13 protein-coding genes and 1 rRNA gene are annotated in these 13,002 nt (G+C 55.8%); 10 read left to right on the forward strand and 4 right to left on the reverse strand.

From position 1 onward, the window contains the following. Window positions 1-67: 67 nt before the first annotated feature. From ASAC_RS02380 to ASAC_RS02425, 10 genes are all read left to right on the forward strand, one after another. Window positions 68-1,126, forward strand: a complete 1,059-nt coding sequence (locus ASAC_RS02380) for a phosphate signaling complex PhoU family protein (protein WP_013266383.1) — start codon at window positions 68-70, stop codon at window positions 1,124-1,126. 41 nt (window positions 1,127-1,167) lie between these two features. Then, the gene (locus ASAC_RS02385) at window positions 1,168-1,473 is read left to right on the forward strand and encodes a hypothetical protein (RefSeq protein WP_013266384.1); all 306 of its coding nucleotides are present in this window, start codon (window positions 1,168-1,170) and stop codon (window positions 1,471-1,473) included. A gap of 2 nt (window positions 1,474-1,475) precedes the next feature. After that, window positions 1,476-2,915: an Asp-tRNA(Asn)/Glu-tRNA(Gln) amidotransferase subunit GatA gene (gatA, locus tag ASAC_RS02390; protein WP_013266385.1), complete on the forward strand. Its 1,440-nt coding sequence runs from the start codon at window positions 1,476-1,478 to the stop codon at window positions 2,913-2,915. Further along, window positions 2,912-4,369: an Asp-tRNA(Asn)/Glu-tRNA(Gln) amidotransferase subunit GatB gene (gene gatB / locus ASAC_RS02395; RefSeq protein WP_013266386.1), complete on the forward strand. Its 1,458-nt coding sequence runs from the start codon at window positions 2,912-2,914 to the stop codon at window positions 4,367-4,369. The genes gatA and gatB overlap by 4 nt, the downstream gene beginning before the upstream one ends. A 70-nt stretch (window positions 4,370-4,439) precedes the next feature. Then, on the forward strand, window positions 4,440-5,591 hold the full coding sequence (locus ASAC_RS02400; RefSeq protein WP_013266387.1) for an alkaline phosphatase family protein: 1,152 nt from the start codon (window positions 4,440-4,442) through the stop codon (window positions 5,589-5,591). 54 nt (window positions 5,592-5,645) lie between these two features. Next, entirely contained in the window at window positions 5,646-6,893 is a 1,248-nt protein-coding gene (locus tag ASAC_RS02405) for an MgtC/SapB family protein (RefSeq protein ID WP_148217112.1), read from the forward strand. A 152-nt stretch (window positions 6,894-7,045) separates the two neighbouring features. Continuing rightward, window positions 7,046-8,026 carry a DNA repair and recombination protein RadA gene (radA, locus tag ASAC_RS02410; protein WP_013266389.1) on the forward strand — a complete coding sequence of 327 codons (981 nt, stop codon included), beginning with the start codon at window positions 7,046-7,048 and terminating at the stop codon, window positions 8,024-8,026. 4 nt (window positions 8,027-8,030) lie between these two features. Next, window positions 8,031-8,681 carry a hypothetical protein gene (locus ASAC_RS02415; protein ID WP_013266390.1) on the forward strand — a complete coding sequence of 217 codons (651 nt, stop codon included), beginning with the start codon at window positions 8,031-8,033 and terminating at the stop codon, window positions 8,679-8,681. Beyond that, window positions 8,682-9,221, forward strand: a complete 540-nt coding sequence (locus ASAC_RS02420) for an HIT family protein (protein WP_013266391.1) — start codon at window positions 8,682-8,684, stop codon at window positions 9,219-9,221. It abuts the gene before it with no gap. Further along, on the forward strand, window positions 9,199-10,260 hold the full coding sequence (locus tag ASAC_RS02425) for a DHH family phosphoesterase (RefSeq protein WP_013266392.1): 1,062 nt from the start codon (window positions 9,199-9,201) through the stop codon (window positions 10,258-10,260). Before ASAC_RS02420 ends, ASAC_RS02425 begins: the two co-directional genes overlap by 23 nt. On the opposite strand, the gene ASAC_RS02430 is transcribed toward ASAC_RS02425, so the two are convergent. From ASAC_RS02430 to rrf, 4 genes are all read right to left on the reverse strand, one after another. Further along, window positions 10,261-10,668: a hypothetical protein gene (locus ASAC_RS02430; protein ID WP_013266393.1), complete on the reverse strand. Its 408-nt coding sequence runs from the start codon at window positions 10,666-10,668 to the stop codon at window positions 10,261-10,263. Between the two features lie 75 nt (window positions 10,669-10,743). Next, window positions 10,744-11,703 carry an ABC transporter ATP-binding protein gene (locus ASAC_RS02435; RefSeq protein WP_202965459.1) on the reverse strand — a complete coding sequence of 320 codons (960 nt, stop codon included), beginning with the start codon at window positions 11,701-11,703 and terminating at the stop codon, window positions 10,744-10,746. Between the two features lie 80 nt (window positions 11,704-11,783). Continuing rightward, window positions 11,784-12,725 carry an ABC transporter ATP-binding protein gene (locus ASAC_RS02440; protein WP_013266395.1) on the reverse strand — a complete coding sequence of 314 codons (942 nt, stop codon included), beginning with the start codon at window positions 12,723-12,725 and terminating at the stop codon, window positions 11,784-11,786. 93 nt (window positions 12,726-12,818) lie between these two features. Continuing rightward, window positions 12,819-12,940: ribosomal RNA gene (gene rrf / locus ASAC_RS02445) — 5S ribosomal RNA — on the reverse strand. Between the last annotated feature and the right edge of the window lie 62 nt (window positions 12,941-13,002).

Raw genomic sequence — 13,002 nt, forward strand, 5'->3', positions numbered from 1 at the left:
GTCCAATGGCCTCAGGTACTATATTTAACCCTTCGTTTAGGCATATAAGTTATATAGGGGCTAAGAGTTGCAGGGACAGGACGAGGAAGGGGAGGCCAGCTCCTTCATTGTCAAGAGGAAGGTTCAGATAACTGGCGGCTCGACCTATATAGTCTCTCTTCCTAAAGAGTGGGCTAAGGTGCTCAATATAGACAAGGGCTCAGAGGTTCTCCTCGAACTAAACCCAGAGGGGTGGATAAGGCTTAGGTCGCCGAACTCCGCCTCAAGGAGCGTTGAGAGGGCTACTGAAGTAGTGCTGAGGCCTAACCTGAGCGACGCGGTGCTATCCATGCAGATAATATCAGCTTACCTGGCGGGCTACGACACCATAAATATAAAGTTCGACACCCAGATGGCCGAGGCCGCTGAAAGAATAGCTAACTTCGTGAGAACCAAGACTATAGGCCTTGAGCTGCTGGAGGAGTCCAACGATCAGCTAACCTTGAAGACGGTGGTGGACCTCACCTCCATATCGGCTCACACTGCAGTGGAGAACATGATAAGGGTAGTGAAGTCCATGATAACTGACCTCTCGGACGTGATTGAGGGCTTAAAGCAGAGGGACCTCCTTGACGCAATAATAAGGCGCGACGATATAGTAGATAAGCTCTACCTCTATATATTCAAGCAGCTGAACCTCGCGCTCCAGGGCCTGATGAGCCCCAAGGAGCTTGGCATGAACGCGCTGGCCGAAGCTATAAACCTCTACACGATGGTCAAAAGCCTTGAGCGCATAGCTGACCAAGTCGTCTCAATAGCCCAGTGGCTCCTTGACTATAACGGCCAGCTGACCCCCGAGATAAGGCAGCTCTTTGACAAGGTGAAGCTGAGCGTCCTCAGCTCCATAGACCTCATAAACACGCTCTCGCAGGAGCAGATACTCCTCATGTATGAGTCCCTTCACAGGGAGGCCGTGTGGGTGGCGGAGCTCTACTCAAAGGCCAGGGCCTCTGGCTGTGCCAACGAGTGCTACCCAATATTTGACGGCGCCAGGAGGATAGTGGCGCAGACGATAGATCTGCTCGAGGCCATGATGGGCCTGAACGCCCTAAGGAGCCTTGAGAACAGAAGGGCGTTCGCGTCCTGAAAGAAAAGAATAAAACGCCCTTATCTTTGAGTTGTGCGGGGGTGCAGGTTCCCTTTGGGGAATGTTCGAGGGAGGAGCTTGAGGAGCTTCTGCGGCTTCTGAGGCTCTCCAGGCTTTCCTTTGAGGAGGATGAACTTCAACAGCTCTGCGTTGATGTAAGTAACATCAGGTCGCTGCTTTCAAGGGTTTCGAAGTACAGGGACTTCAGGGTGGAGCCTCTCTATAATGTTTGGGACGAGACGCTGTCGCCGCCTCAGCAGGTGGCCGAGAGGCGCATCACAATAACGTGGCTTCCTGAGGATCGCCTTAAGGATGGCATGGTCAGGGTGCCGTGGAGGGGCGGGTAACGATGAAGGCAAGGACCGCCGCTTCTGTGCTCTCAGAGGTGCTCTCGGGTTCTAAGACGCCGGAGGAGCACGTTATGGAGGTATATGAAGCTATTGAGAGGTGGGAGCCAAAAGTCAAGGGCTTCATAACCCTGCTTGACAGGGATGTGGTGATCAAAAGGGCGAAGGAAGTTGAGAGGGAGCTCAGGGAGGGCCGCAAGCTCCCACTTGCAGGCTTAGTTGTTGCAGTTAAAGACAACATATCAACAAGCTTCGCGCCGACCACTGCAGGCTCAAGGATCCTCTCGGGGTACGTGCCGCCATTTAATGCAACCGTTGTTGAGAGGCTCCTGGAAGCGGGGGCCATAATAATAGGAAAGACCAACATGGACGAGTTCGCGATGGGCAGCACCACGGAGCTCAGCGGCTTCTGGCCAACGCGTAACCCCTGGGATCTAGACAGGGTGCCAGGGGGAAGCAGTGGCGGCTCCGCCGCGGCGCTGGCCTATGGCGGCGCCGACCTGGCCCTGGGAAGTGACACAGGAGGCTCCGTCAGGCTCCCCGCTGCTTACACTGGCACGGTGGGGCTTAAGCCGACGTATGGCCTCGTGAGCAGGTACGGCCTCATACCGTATGCCAACAGCCTGGAGCAGATAAGCCCTATGGCCAGGTCCGTGAGGGACGTCGCGTTGCTCCTCGAAGTGATAGCAGGTCACGACCCTCGCGACGCTACCAGCTTAACTATTGACAGGATCAGCTTAAGCTCTACGCCTTCGCCGAACCCCAAGGACTTTCGCATATGCGTTCCCCATGAGATGATAGACGGCTCGGACGCCCCCGTGAGAGGAACCATAATTAAACTCCTTGACAGGCTGCAGTCCGAGGGCGTCGAGGTAAACTACGACGTGTCTCTTCCCTCAGCTGCCGACGCGCTGCCCATATACTATACAATAGCCTTGGCCGAGGCCGCGAGCAACCTGGCCAGGTATGACGGCAAGCTTTACCCCTTCGCTGAGCTGAGGCCCAACTACACGGAGACGGTAACCGCCACCCGTGCCAGGGGCTTCGGCAGGGAGGTCAAGAGGAGGATAGTGCTGGGAGTTATGGCCCTGAGCGAGGGCTACCGCGACGAGTTCTACGTGGCAGCGGCCAAGGGCAGAAGGCTGTTGAGGGACGAGGTCCTAAGACTTACCAGGAACTGCGTAGTTGCGGGCTCCGTGAGCCCAACGCTGCCGCCCAGGATAGGCGAAAGGATAACGGACCCGCTCAAGCTGTACGCCCTTGACGTCTACACGGTAATTGCTAACCTGGCCGGAGTCCCCTCCCTTGCCATGCCTGCAGGCTTCTACAGTGATCTGCCTGTTGGTGTGCAGTTCATGGGAGGCCCTCTTGAGGAGGCCAAGCTGGTAGCCCTGGGCGAGCTCGTTGAAAGCGTTACAGGGCTCGGGGGTGTGATGGCATGAGCTACCTGCCCTTCAAGATAGGCCTTGAAATACACTTACAGCTCACCGAGGCCGGGACCAAGCTGTTCTGCGACTGCAGGTCAAATTACAGGGGCATGGCGCCGAACAGTAACGTGTGCCCAGTGTGCATGGGCCTCCCAGGCGCTTTACCTGTGCCAAGGAGGCAGCCGCTCAGGTTCGCCACAGCCCTCTCCATGCTCATGAACTGTGAGATGCCGCCAGCGATGATATTCACGAGGAAGCACTACTTCTACCCAGACCTGCCCAAGAACTACCAGATAACGCAGTACCAGGGCGGTGGCGGCGCCCCCATATGTCTTAGGGGCAGGGCTAGGTACTACGACCCTGACGCTGACGGGTGGCGCGAGGTCACAATAAGGAGGATAAACGTAGAGGAGGACCCCGGCAGGACTGAGTACGATGGCACGATAACGTCGAGCGAGAACGCCTATATAGACTACAACAGGAGTGGGGTACCCCTAGTGGAGGTCGTCACGGAGCCGGAGCTGAGGAGCCCCAGGGATGCAAGAAGGTTCGTGGAGTACCTGCTGCTCATCATGGAGTACATAGGCGCCACTAACCCGCGCCTTGACGGAGCCTTCAGGGTCGACGCAAACGTCAGCGTTGAGGGCGGCGAGAGGGTGGAGATTAAGAACATAGGGAGCACCCTTGACCTGGAGAGGGCCATAAGGTATGAGCTGTTCAGGGAGAGCAAGCTCGTCTCCCAGGGAGGCCGTGTAGAGAGGGAGACGAGGGGCTGGGACCCCGTTAGAAAGGTCACTAAGCCACAGAGGGCTAAGGAGACTGAGGAGGAGTACCTGTACTTCCCAGACCCAGACATACCTCCGGTGCCCATGAAGGAGCTCATAGAGGAGGCCAGGCCGCTGACGCTCAGGGACCCCGCCAAATTCATGGATGTCATAACGGCCCATGGAGTGCCCAGAAGGCAGGCGTGGAGCATAGTGCTCTACAGGCCGGCCCTCTCGGTTTACTTGAGCGCCGTGGAGAAGGGAGCGGATCCGCTTATAGTAGCCAGAATGATAGCTGTTGACCTCAAGGGCCTCATGAAGAAGCAGGGTGTGGACCCGCACGAGGACAGCTCATGGCCTTCGCCAGAGACCATAGCCGCTCTAGCCGAGCTCATCAGTCGGGGCGAATACACCTACGATGAGATTAAGTATAACGCGTTGCCGCAGCTGGCTGCAAACCCTGAGACACCCATTGAGAGGCTGCTGCCTCCCAGGCTGAGCGACCTAAGCGAGGTAATCACAGCCGTCCTGTCTAAGGAGAAGAAAGCGGTTAAAGACTACCTAAGTGGCAGGGAGGAGGCCCTCGACTACCTGGTTGGCTCAGCGCTCAAGATGAGGAGGGGCTACGCCGTTGACCCTAAGCTTGTGCGCAGCGTCATACTCAAGGAACTAAGGCAGCTTCAAGGTAACAATAAGGACAACTGAGGCCTCCACTGTTAAGATTAATACATAGAAGTTAAAGCCTTGCTGTGGGCCAAGACGCTGGGAGGCAAGTATGGAGGAGAAGCAGGACTTCGTGTGGCCAGATTATACTACTGAGAGCAACCTGTACTCCGTCTCATGTGGCCTTGCGGAGTTCTTTGGTGTCAAAAGGCAGTGTATAGGCAAGAGCTTTGAGATAACTGGCAGGAGGCTGGTACTTATATACCTTGACGCGCTCAGCTGGGACCTCTTCGTGGAGTCGGGAGTCAAGGTGTCAGGCTCTGTAACTAGGGCTACTACGGTGTTCCCATCAACAACTGCCGCGGCCTTGAGCACCTTAATGACGGCCCAGTCGCCGGGCGAGCACGGTCTAGTGGGCTACACGGTCTTCAATAAAAGGCTCGGCGGCGTGATAAACGGAATAAAGTACTCGTATATGGCTGAGAGCGGGTCTGGTACCATAGATTATATGCCGCTTCAGAGGGCGTTTCCCGTCAAGCCATGGCTTGCTGAGAGCTCAGCCAAGGTGTTGGCGCTCATGTCAAGCGGCGCCGCCAGCGGGGAGCTCACCAGGACCTACTTGAACACCAGGCCTCAGGAGGGCCTAACTAAGATAAAGTCCCACTCCAACTCGTTTGAGATGGTGGCCTCCCTCAGGGAGGCTTTAGAGGGTGAGCCCTACGACCTCATATACGTGTACTATGATAACCCTGACCACATAGGGCACGGCTATGGCTTTAGGAGCCAGCACAGGGACCTGATACTTGAGGAGCTCAGGCTCACCTTGACGCACTTGGACGAGCTCGCCCAGAAGTACAAGGACAGGTACACGTTCCTGCTGCTGTCAGATCACGGTCAAGTAACCGTGAACAACGTCTATGTGTTTAACAATGACGAGGAGTTACTTAAGGTGCTTGAGGTGCCTCCCTACGGCGACTCAAGGGCCGTCTGGTTCAGGACCAGGGAGAACATAAGGGACATGCTAAAGTCCAAGTATAAGCTCGAGGTGATGAGCAAGCAGGAGGTCATAGAGAGCGGCATACTTGGCAGGGTCGACGGCTTTGTAGCTGATAACATACTGGGTGACTACCTGGGCGTGGCGACGGACCCGGCCTCCAAGTACCACTACTCTTACAGGGATGACGACCCTGCCCTGAGGCTCAGGGGCAACCACAGCGGAATGACGCCTGAAGAGATGTACATACCCCTGGTGGTCTGGCAGTAACCTTCACATTTTAAAAGCCCTTGCAAGGCTAAAGCTGTGAAAGAGTAGGTGGCTATGGCTTACTCAGAGCTGGAGCCTCTGCTGATGTCTGTGGCGGTGGGGGCGATAGTCGGCCTCGTCAACGAGTATAGAAAGATAACTGGTTCAAGGATATTCCTGGGGCTGAGGACCTCCATTTTCACTTCAATGTTGGGCTACGTTTTTGCTCTGCTCTATGAGAAGGCCGGTTACCTGCTCCTGGGGGTCGCCTTCATTTCTATTACGGTGATAGCGGCCACAATATACGTGGAGAGGGCCAGGGCCACGAGAAGCCTTGGAGCGACTACTTACGTCAGCATGTTCCTCGTGTTCGCCTCAGGGATATTAGTAGGCATGGGCATGTACCTTCAGGGCACTGTAATATCAGTGCTCGTGGCCGTGCTCAGCTTCTACAAGACCCAGCTCCTTAATGCTATATCAAGGATTAGGCGCGAGGAGCTGCTGGCGCTCCTGAACCTCCTGGTGATATCACTAGTCATACTGCCGCTGCTGCCAGACAAGTTCATAGGGCCCCTCGGCATCTTCAACCCATACGAGTTCTGGTTCACTGTGGTGGTCGTTGCCATAATATTCTTCGCCCAGTACGTGACCCTGAGGGTCTCTAAGAGGGGGCTCCTGGCGTTTACAATAATAGGCGGCCTCATATCAAGCACTACCGTGACGCTCAGCCTTATACAGCTAAGCAACGAGAGGCGGGAGGCTTCGAGGTCGCTCGCCCTAAATACATTGCTCTCTAACGTGCCTCTCGCGCTCATACAGGTGCTGGCAGCTATATACTTCACAACTTACTCGGCGCAGCTCGCAGCCATAGTTGCTGTCCCGACCATGCTCATAGCTTTAGTTTTAACCCTTCTTGGAGCGATTAAATTCAAGGAGCTGAGCCCAACTAACATAGAGCCTCCCTCGACGCCGCTCCCGATACTGAGGATAGTGGAGTTTGCCGTGCTCCTCTTCATAATAACTTCAGTCGCCAAGGCCATAGGCGTCCTCTTCCCAAGCCTGTTACCTATTACAATATTTGTAAGCGCCCTCGGGAACGCCCTTGGAGCTGTAATAGCTGTCGGAATCCTTTACAACCGTTCTATAATAACCTTAAAGGTGGCGGCCCAGCTGGCGCTGCTCTCGCTGACCGCTGGAGTGATAGAGAAGGCCTTCCTCTCACTGCTATCGTCCAGCTGGAGCTACAGGAGGCTGGTGATAGCGGGCTCTGCGGCCCTGGGGGCCTTCACGGCAGTCCTTATGTATCTCCTTGGCGTTGCGTAAAGGCCTTCCGGTAGCCCAAGGCCCTCTCCGCTTGGGGGTAAACCCCATTGAAGTATTACTAAGGCTTCCCTATATAATAGTTTCAAGCGGCGCGGCTGCCTTACTTGGAAATATAGGGCTTAGTTTCTAGAGAAGTATCGAGGAGACCGAAAGTGTCAGAGGCTAATGCGAGTCAGGCAGTTAAAAAGCCCAAGGACATAACGGAGCTGCCCGGCGTGGGGCCTACCACTGCAGAGAAGCTTGTGGAGAGCGGATACGCCACCATCGAGGCCATAGCGGTGGCGACGCCGCAGGAGATAGCTCAGGCCACAGGAATACCGCTGCAGACGGCCCAGAAGATAGTGGATTCCGCGAGGCAGGCGCTCGAGATACACTTCAAGACGGCCCTCGAGCTCAAGAAGGAGAGGATGAGCGTAAGGAAGATAACTACCGGCAGCAAGGCGCTTGACGACCTCTTGGGCGGAGGCATAGAGACTAAGCAGATAACCGAGTTCTTCGGGGAGTTCGGCACCGGCAAGACTCAGATTTGCCACCAGCTCTCCGTAAACGTCCAGCTGCCTGAGGACAAGGGAGGCCTCAACGGAAAGGCCGTGTACATAGACACCGAGGGAACTTTCAGGTGGGAGAGGATAGAGCAGATGGCCAGAGGCCTCGGCCTCGACCCTGACAAGGTCATGGACAATATATACTGGATAAGGGCTATAAACAGCCACCACCAGATGGCGATAGTTGACCAGCTGTTTGACATGCTAGATAAGGACAACATTAGGCTAGTGGTGGTCGACTCGCTGACGAGCCACTTCAGGGCCGAGTTCCCAGGGAGGGAGAACCTGGCCGCAAGGCAGCAGCTGCTCAACAGGCACCTACACCAGCTCATGAGGCTCGCCGAGGTCTACGACGTGGCTGTAGTTGTCACTAACCAGGTAATGGCTAGGCCTGACGTGTTCTACGGAGACCCCACGGCGGCCGTTGGAGGCAACGTAGTCGCCCACGCTCCTGGCATAAGGGTTCAGCTCAAGAAGAGCAGGAACAACAAGAGGATAGCCAGGATAGTCGACGCGCCTCACCTGCCGGAGGGCGAGACCGTATTTGCAATAACAGAGTATGGCGTACGCGACGCTGAGGAGGAGTGACCTTTTGGAGTGGTCCTCCCTCTCACTCTCGCTCCTGCCCTGGGCCCTGGCTGCTATTGTGTCCCTGCCTCCCGCCGTGCTTGACTTCCTGTACAGGTCGGTGCCAGAGCACCTATGGTATATAGGAGGTAAGGTCGTGGCGGTGATCTCGTTCCTGATATATCTTAAGATTTACCCTTTAAGGCTTCTTTCCATGTTCTACCTTGAATCTCTGGTGGCGCCTGCAGCCGTAGGGGCCTCGGTGGCGATGGGCCTCATGGGGGCAGGCGACCTCTGGGCATCCCTAGCCATCTCTTTAATGCTGCCAGCGCCTCCGCTGGGAAGCCTCATGCCCCCTTCGCTGCTGGTGATCCTCTTGGCGGCAACTATGGAGCTTGCGTCAAGGCCTCTTGTCACGGCTGTTACGGCAGCTAAGCTGGGCTTAAGGGCGAGAGGCCTCAGCATGTCAGTGCCCTGTGACATGGCCCACAGGGTCAGGTGGTGGTTCCCAGAGGGCGCCTCGGCTGTTAAGGAGGTGCCCTCGGAGTCCATATCAAGGGCGTGCCAGGGAGGCGGCGAAGTTCGCCTGCAGGTAGGAATGCCATTCGTTACATTCATTTTAATTGCCCTGCCCCTGGCCCTAGTCCTGGAGCTTACGTTGTTCAGGGTGCCTTAGATGGACTGGCCCAAGTCGTGGTATAGCATACTGTGGGCTCCCTGGAGAATGACCTACATCTCAACCATAGCTGGAAAGTCTGAGGGGTGCTTCCTCTGCGAGGCACCAAGGAACCCGGACGAGAGAAGCGCCCTGGTCCTCTTCAAGGGTAAGTACTCATTCATAATACTTAACAAGTACCCCTATAACACGGGCCACCTGATGATAGCTCCCTACAGGCACGTGGCTTCAGTTGAGGACCTCACGGAGGATGAGATGAGGGAGATAGGCCTGCTGCTTAAAGCCTCGGTCGAGGCTATCAGGGCCGTTTACAGGCCTGAGGGGTTCAACATAGGCATAAACATAGGGGACGTGGCGGGCGCCGGGGTGCCAGGCCACATACACGTGCACGTGGTGCCCAGGTGGAAGGGGGACGCTAATTACATAACAGTAGTCGGAGGCACCAAGGTCATCTCGCAGGCCCTGGAGGACACCTATGATAAGCTCAGACCCGAGGTGCAGAAGGCGGCGAGGAAGTATGGAGTTACAGCCGAGGACTGACAGGAGGATAGTTATAATAACTCATAATGACCTAGACGGCGCGGCCGCCGCGGCCTCTTACCTCAGGATAGTAGGGGTTAAGCCGCAGGACGCTGTGGTACTGTTCGCAGAGCCCTATAATGTTGATCAGGTTATAGACCGTCTAACGCCTTACCTTGAGCCGCACACCACCGTGGCCTTCATGGACATAGGCTTTAACTCCCAGTCAACCCCCAGGGCTATAGACAGGCTTAGGTCAGCCGCCGTCAAGGACCTTGAGGTGGAGTGGTACGACCACCACGTCTGGGCCGAGGAGGACGTTAACGCTGTGCAGAAGCTGGGGGCAAGGCTTTTCGTTGACAGGAGCACGTGCGGCGCCGGGGTAGTCATAAGGTACGCCTCTAAGCTTTATGGCGTCGAGGTAGACGACTTCATGAATAGGCTTGAGAAGGCCGTATGTGCAGCAGACCTATGGAGGTGGGACGACCCCCTGGCCCCTAAGCTCTTCAGGGCCTCAACATCGCCCCCTGACACCCGTAATGGCCAGTGGAAGGAGAAGCTGGTGGAGAAGTTCTTCAACGGAGTTTTATGGGATGACGAGCTTCAGGCCAGACTTGAAGGCTACTTGAAGGAGGAACTGGCAAACTCGTCAGCAGAGCTAAAGAACAGCTATTCCGCCAGCAGCAACGGGTGCGTCATTGCATCTGTGGTGAGGGACTCGGACCTGCCGTCAGACAGCATACTTGGATCAATGCTCGTTTCAAGAGCTCATGCAAACGCCGCCGCACTGATTAAGAGGAAGGGCTTTAGGAGGGTCTCACTTTCATTAAGGAGCAGGGGAGGCGCTAACGTCCAGGTAATTGCAAGGCGCCTCGGAGGCGGCGGCCACCCGAGGGCTTCAGGGGCCTCAATTATCCTGCCCCTTCACGTGGCGCTGCTGGGCATGATAAGCAGGAAATACATAGCCAAATACGTGTCTCAGAGGCTCCTGGAAGTTGCTATGGCAACCGGGGCCTGCAAGTCAACAGCGGATGCGGGCGGCCAGGGCAACTCCATGTAATTACTGCTGGGGAGAACCTTCCTTCTTCTCCTCGGCAGGCTGAGCCTGTACTTGTTGTCCCTGTGAGGCCTGCGCCTCCTGAGTTCCGCCTGCGGCTGCTGGCTGCGCCTCCTGTGTGGCAGCCGCCTGCTGGGCCTTGGCCTTCTCCTCCTTGGCCTTCCTCCTCTCCTCAGCCCTCCTCTTCTTGGCCTCCGCTATCTCCTGATCTACGTCAACTACCTTCTTGCAGTTGAGCTTTGAGAGCACATCATTGAGCTGCGAGGGGTCGACCTTATAGGTGTACAGGTACCTCTTGGTCCTTACCTTTATCTTTGCCTTGCCGTCCCTCGTTACCCTCTTAACCCTGCACTCAAGCGCCTTCTGCGCCACCTTAACGAGGTCATCAACGCTTAACAGCTCTACTGGCACATAGCATCACCAGCGGCTCTGTACAAGGAATGGTTATAAAAGCTCTCCCTCTGCGCGGATGCATAGATAATGCCGTCACTTTGCCGCTAATGCTTTAGTTTCAGCCACGCCACCCTTCCCGGAGAGCTCCAGTATCCTCATTATAGGAACCATGCTCTGCCCAAGTATGCAGAGGCCCCACATGGCATTTATGAGCGGTGGGAACACGTTATAGAGCGCGTAAATCATGCCCGTTAGGCCCCCGATGCTGAGCCTTCCTGACCTGACCTGTTGAACGCCAACAAATGCCATCAGCGCTGGGAGGCCATACCCATAGAGCAGCGAGAGCGACCAGAACACCCTGTCATAGTGTACCTGTTTTACCATGCCGTGCTGCCACTTAGTGATAGAGCCCAGGACCTCGCTCTCAGGCGACTCGCCCCGCAGCAGGGTCTCGATCCTGTGTATCATGTCACTGTAGTACTTCCTCTCAACGCTTCTGGCCCTCTCGACCCCAGCAAGGTAAGGCTCCAGTATGGCCAGGGAGAGGGGCATAGCGGCTACCGTGAGCGCGCCTATGAAGGGCGACAGCTCCCACACAGTGACCGCCGCGGTGGCGGCTGTAAGCAGGTTAGGGACGAACGTGGTATACATGCCTCCCACGTTCCACATCACAAAGTCAACGTCATTTGCAACTCTTCCTACTACGTCTGAGGGGTCACCGGACTTCCTGAGGCCATTGACTAGCCTCAGCTTTATCTCGGAGATACCCTTAACTATCGACACCCAGAAGGGCCTGTAGAGCCACTCCGTGGCCCCATAGATAGCTGCAGCCAGTGCCATCATAAACAGGGCCCTTCTAAGCCCAAGGCCGTCACCCCTCTGAAGGTAGTTTACAAGGTTAGTTATAGAGAGCGGCACAAGGTAGCCTGAGGCGTATGCTCTGAGAATGAAGGCTGCCATAGCCGCAATAAAGCCTATGCTTATCTCCCGCTTCATGAGGTAGGCCCTGTAAAACTTGGCTGTAAGGGACAGCATCTTGGCGCTCCTCAGCAAGCTAACGGCCCCAGCTTGACGGATAGCTGAGAGTTTAAAAGGCACTGAGTTGACAAGGAAGTTCATTAGTTGGGGCGCGGTTACTCCTCAAACGTCTTAAACTTAAGTATGTTAAACCTGACCTTTTCGCCTTCCTTTAGCCTCTGGTTGGAGTAGCCCCTAACTTCGTAGTCTCCAAGCTCTATGTGGACTAGGTACCTGCCCATTATGAACTCCACAGCGTCAACTACACCTTCGTAGGGGCCCTGGCCTATGATTACGTCATCAGCCCTAACGCCTATCGTCCCCTTGAGGCCAAGCACGGAGCCGTCAATTATGGCCATGGGCGGGTCTCCAACAAATGCTGCCACGTATTTGTTAGCAGGATCGTAGTATAGCTCCTCTGGCGTGCCCACCTGAAGTATCCTTCCCTCCATCATTATCGCCATCCTGTCAGCCTCGGCCATGGCTTCTATCTGATCGTGCGTGACGTATATGGTGGTTATCTTCTCCCTCCTCTGCAGGTCCTTTATGAACCTTCTTGCTGATATCCTCTGCGGCGCGTCTATGTTGCTCAGGGGCTCGTCCAGGAGGAGCACCCTGGGCCTTCTGACCAGGGCCCTGGCCAGGGCGACCCTCTGCTGCTGCCCTCCGGAGAGCTGCGAGGGGTAGCGGTCAAGCAGGTCCCTTATGCCGAGCTCTTCAGCCATATCAATGGCGCGCTTGCGGGCGTCCGGCTCACCCTCTATGGGCATCATTATGTTCTCAAGGACAGTCTTATGAGGGTACAGAACGTAGTTCTGGAAGAGCATGGAGACGGACCTCCTGCCTGGGGGCAGGTTTGTGACATCAATATTATCTATGTATATTTTTCCTGAGTCGACCTTCTCAAGGCCTGCTATGCACCTGAGCAGGGTGGTCTTTCCTGACCCGGAGTATCCCAGTATCACAAAAAGCTCTCCGTCGTGGACATCAAGGTCTATGCCGTTTAGCACTCTGTGCTTTCCGAAGCTCTTAACTAGGCCCCTTATTGAAAGCCCCAAGTAGCAGTACCCTGCCTCCTGTGGACCCTTAACTTTAATTCCTTATCACGTGTCAGCCTCGGCCCTAGTTTAAGCCGAGGATCTTCAGAAGCGCCGGCCCCGGCTTGGAGGGGGCTGCGAGGCCTTTCGGACCTCACGGCCCCCTCCAACGTGGCCTGCTTAACTTCCGGGTTCGAGATGAGTCCGGGTGTTGCCAGGCCACTATGGCCGGGCCGGCAGGCTTACAGTTTCCAGAATGGGGTAAATAAGCGTTTCCTTACGGTAGTGGCGGCCTGAA

Source organism: Acidilobus saccharovorans 345-15, from assembly GCF_000144915.1.
Lineage (GTDB): Archaea > Thermoproteota > Thermoprotei_A > Sulfolobales > Acidilobaceae > Acidilobus > Acidilobus saccharovorans.

Excerpts from the sequence above, each read along its gene's own strand:
- gatA (WP_013266385.1), top strand. The coding sequence starts at position 1,476 with ATGAAGGCAAGGACCGCCGCTTCTGTGCTCTCAGAGGTGCTCTCGGGT.
- gatB (WP_013266386.1), top strand. The coding sequence starts at position 2,912 with ATGAGCTACCTGCCCTTCAAGATAGGCCTTGAAATACACTTACAGCTC.
- ASAC_RS02400 (WP_013266387.1), top strand. The coding sequence starts at position 4,440 with ATGGAGGAGAAGCAGGACTTCGTGTGGCCAGATTATACTACTGAGAGC.
- ASAC_RS02405 (WP_148217112.1), top strand. The coding sequence starts at position 5,646 with ATGGCTTACTCAGAGCTGGAGCCTCTGCTGATGTCTGTGGCGGTGGGG.
- ASAC_RS02420 (WP_013266391.1), top strand. The coding sequence starts at position 8,682 with ATGGACTGGCCCAAGTCGTGGTATAGCATACTGTGGGCTCCCTGGAGA.
- ASAC_RS02425 (WP_013266392.1), top strand. The coding sequence starts at position 9,199 with ATGGAGTTACAGCCGAGGACTGACAGGAGGATAGTTATAATAACTCAT.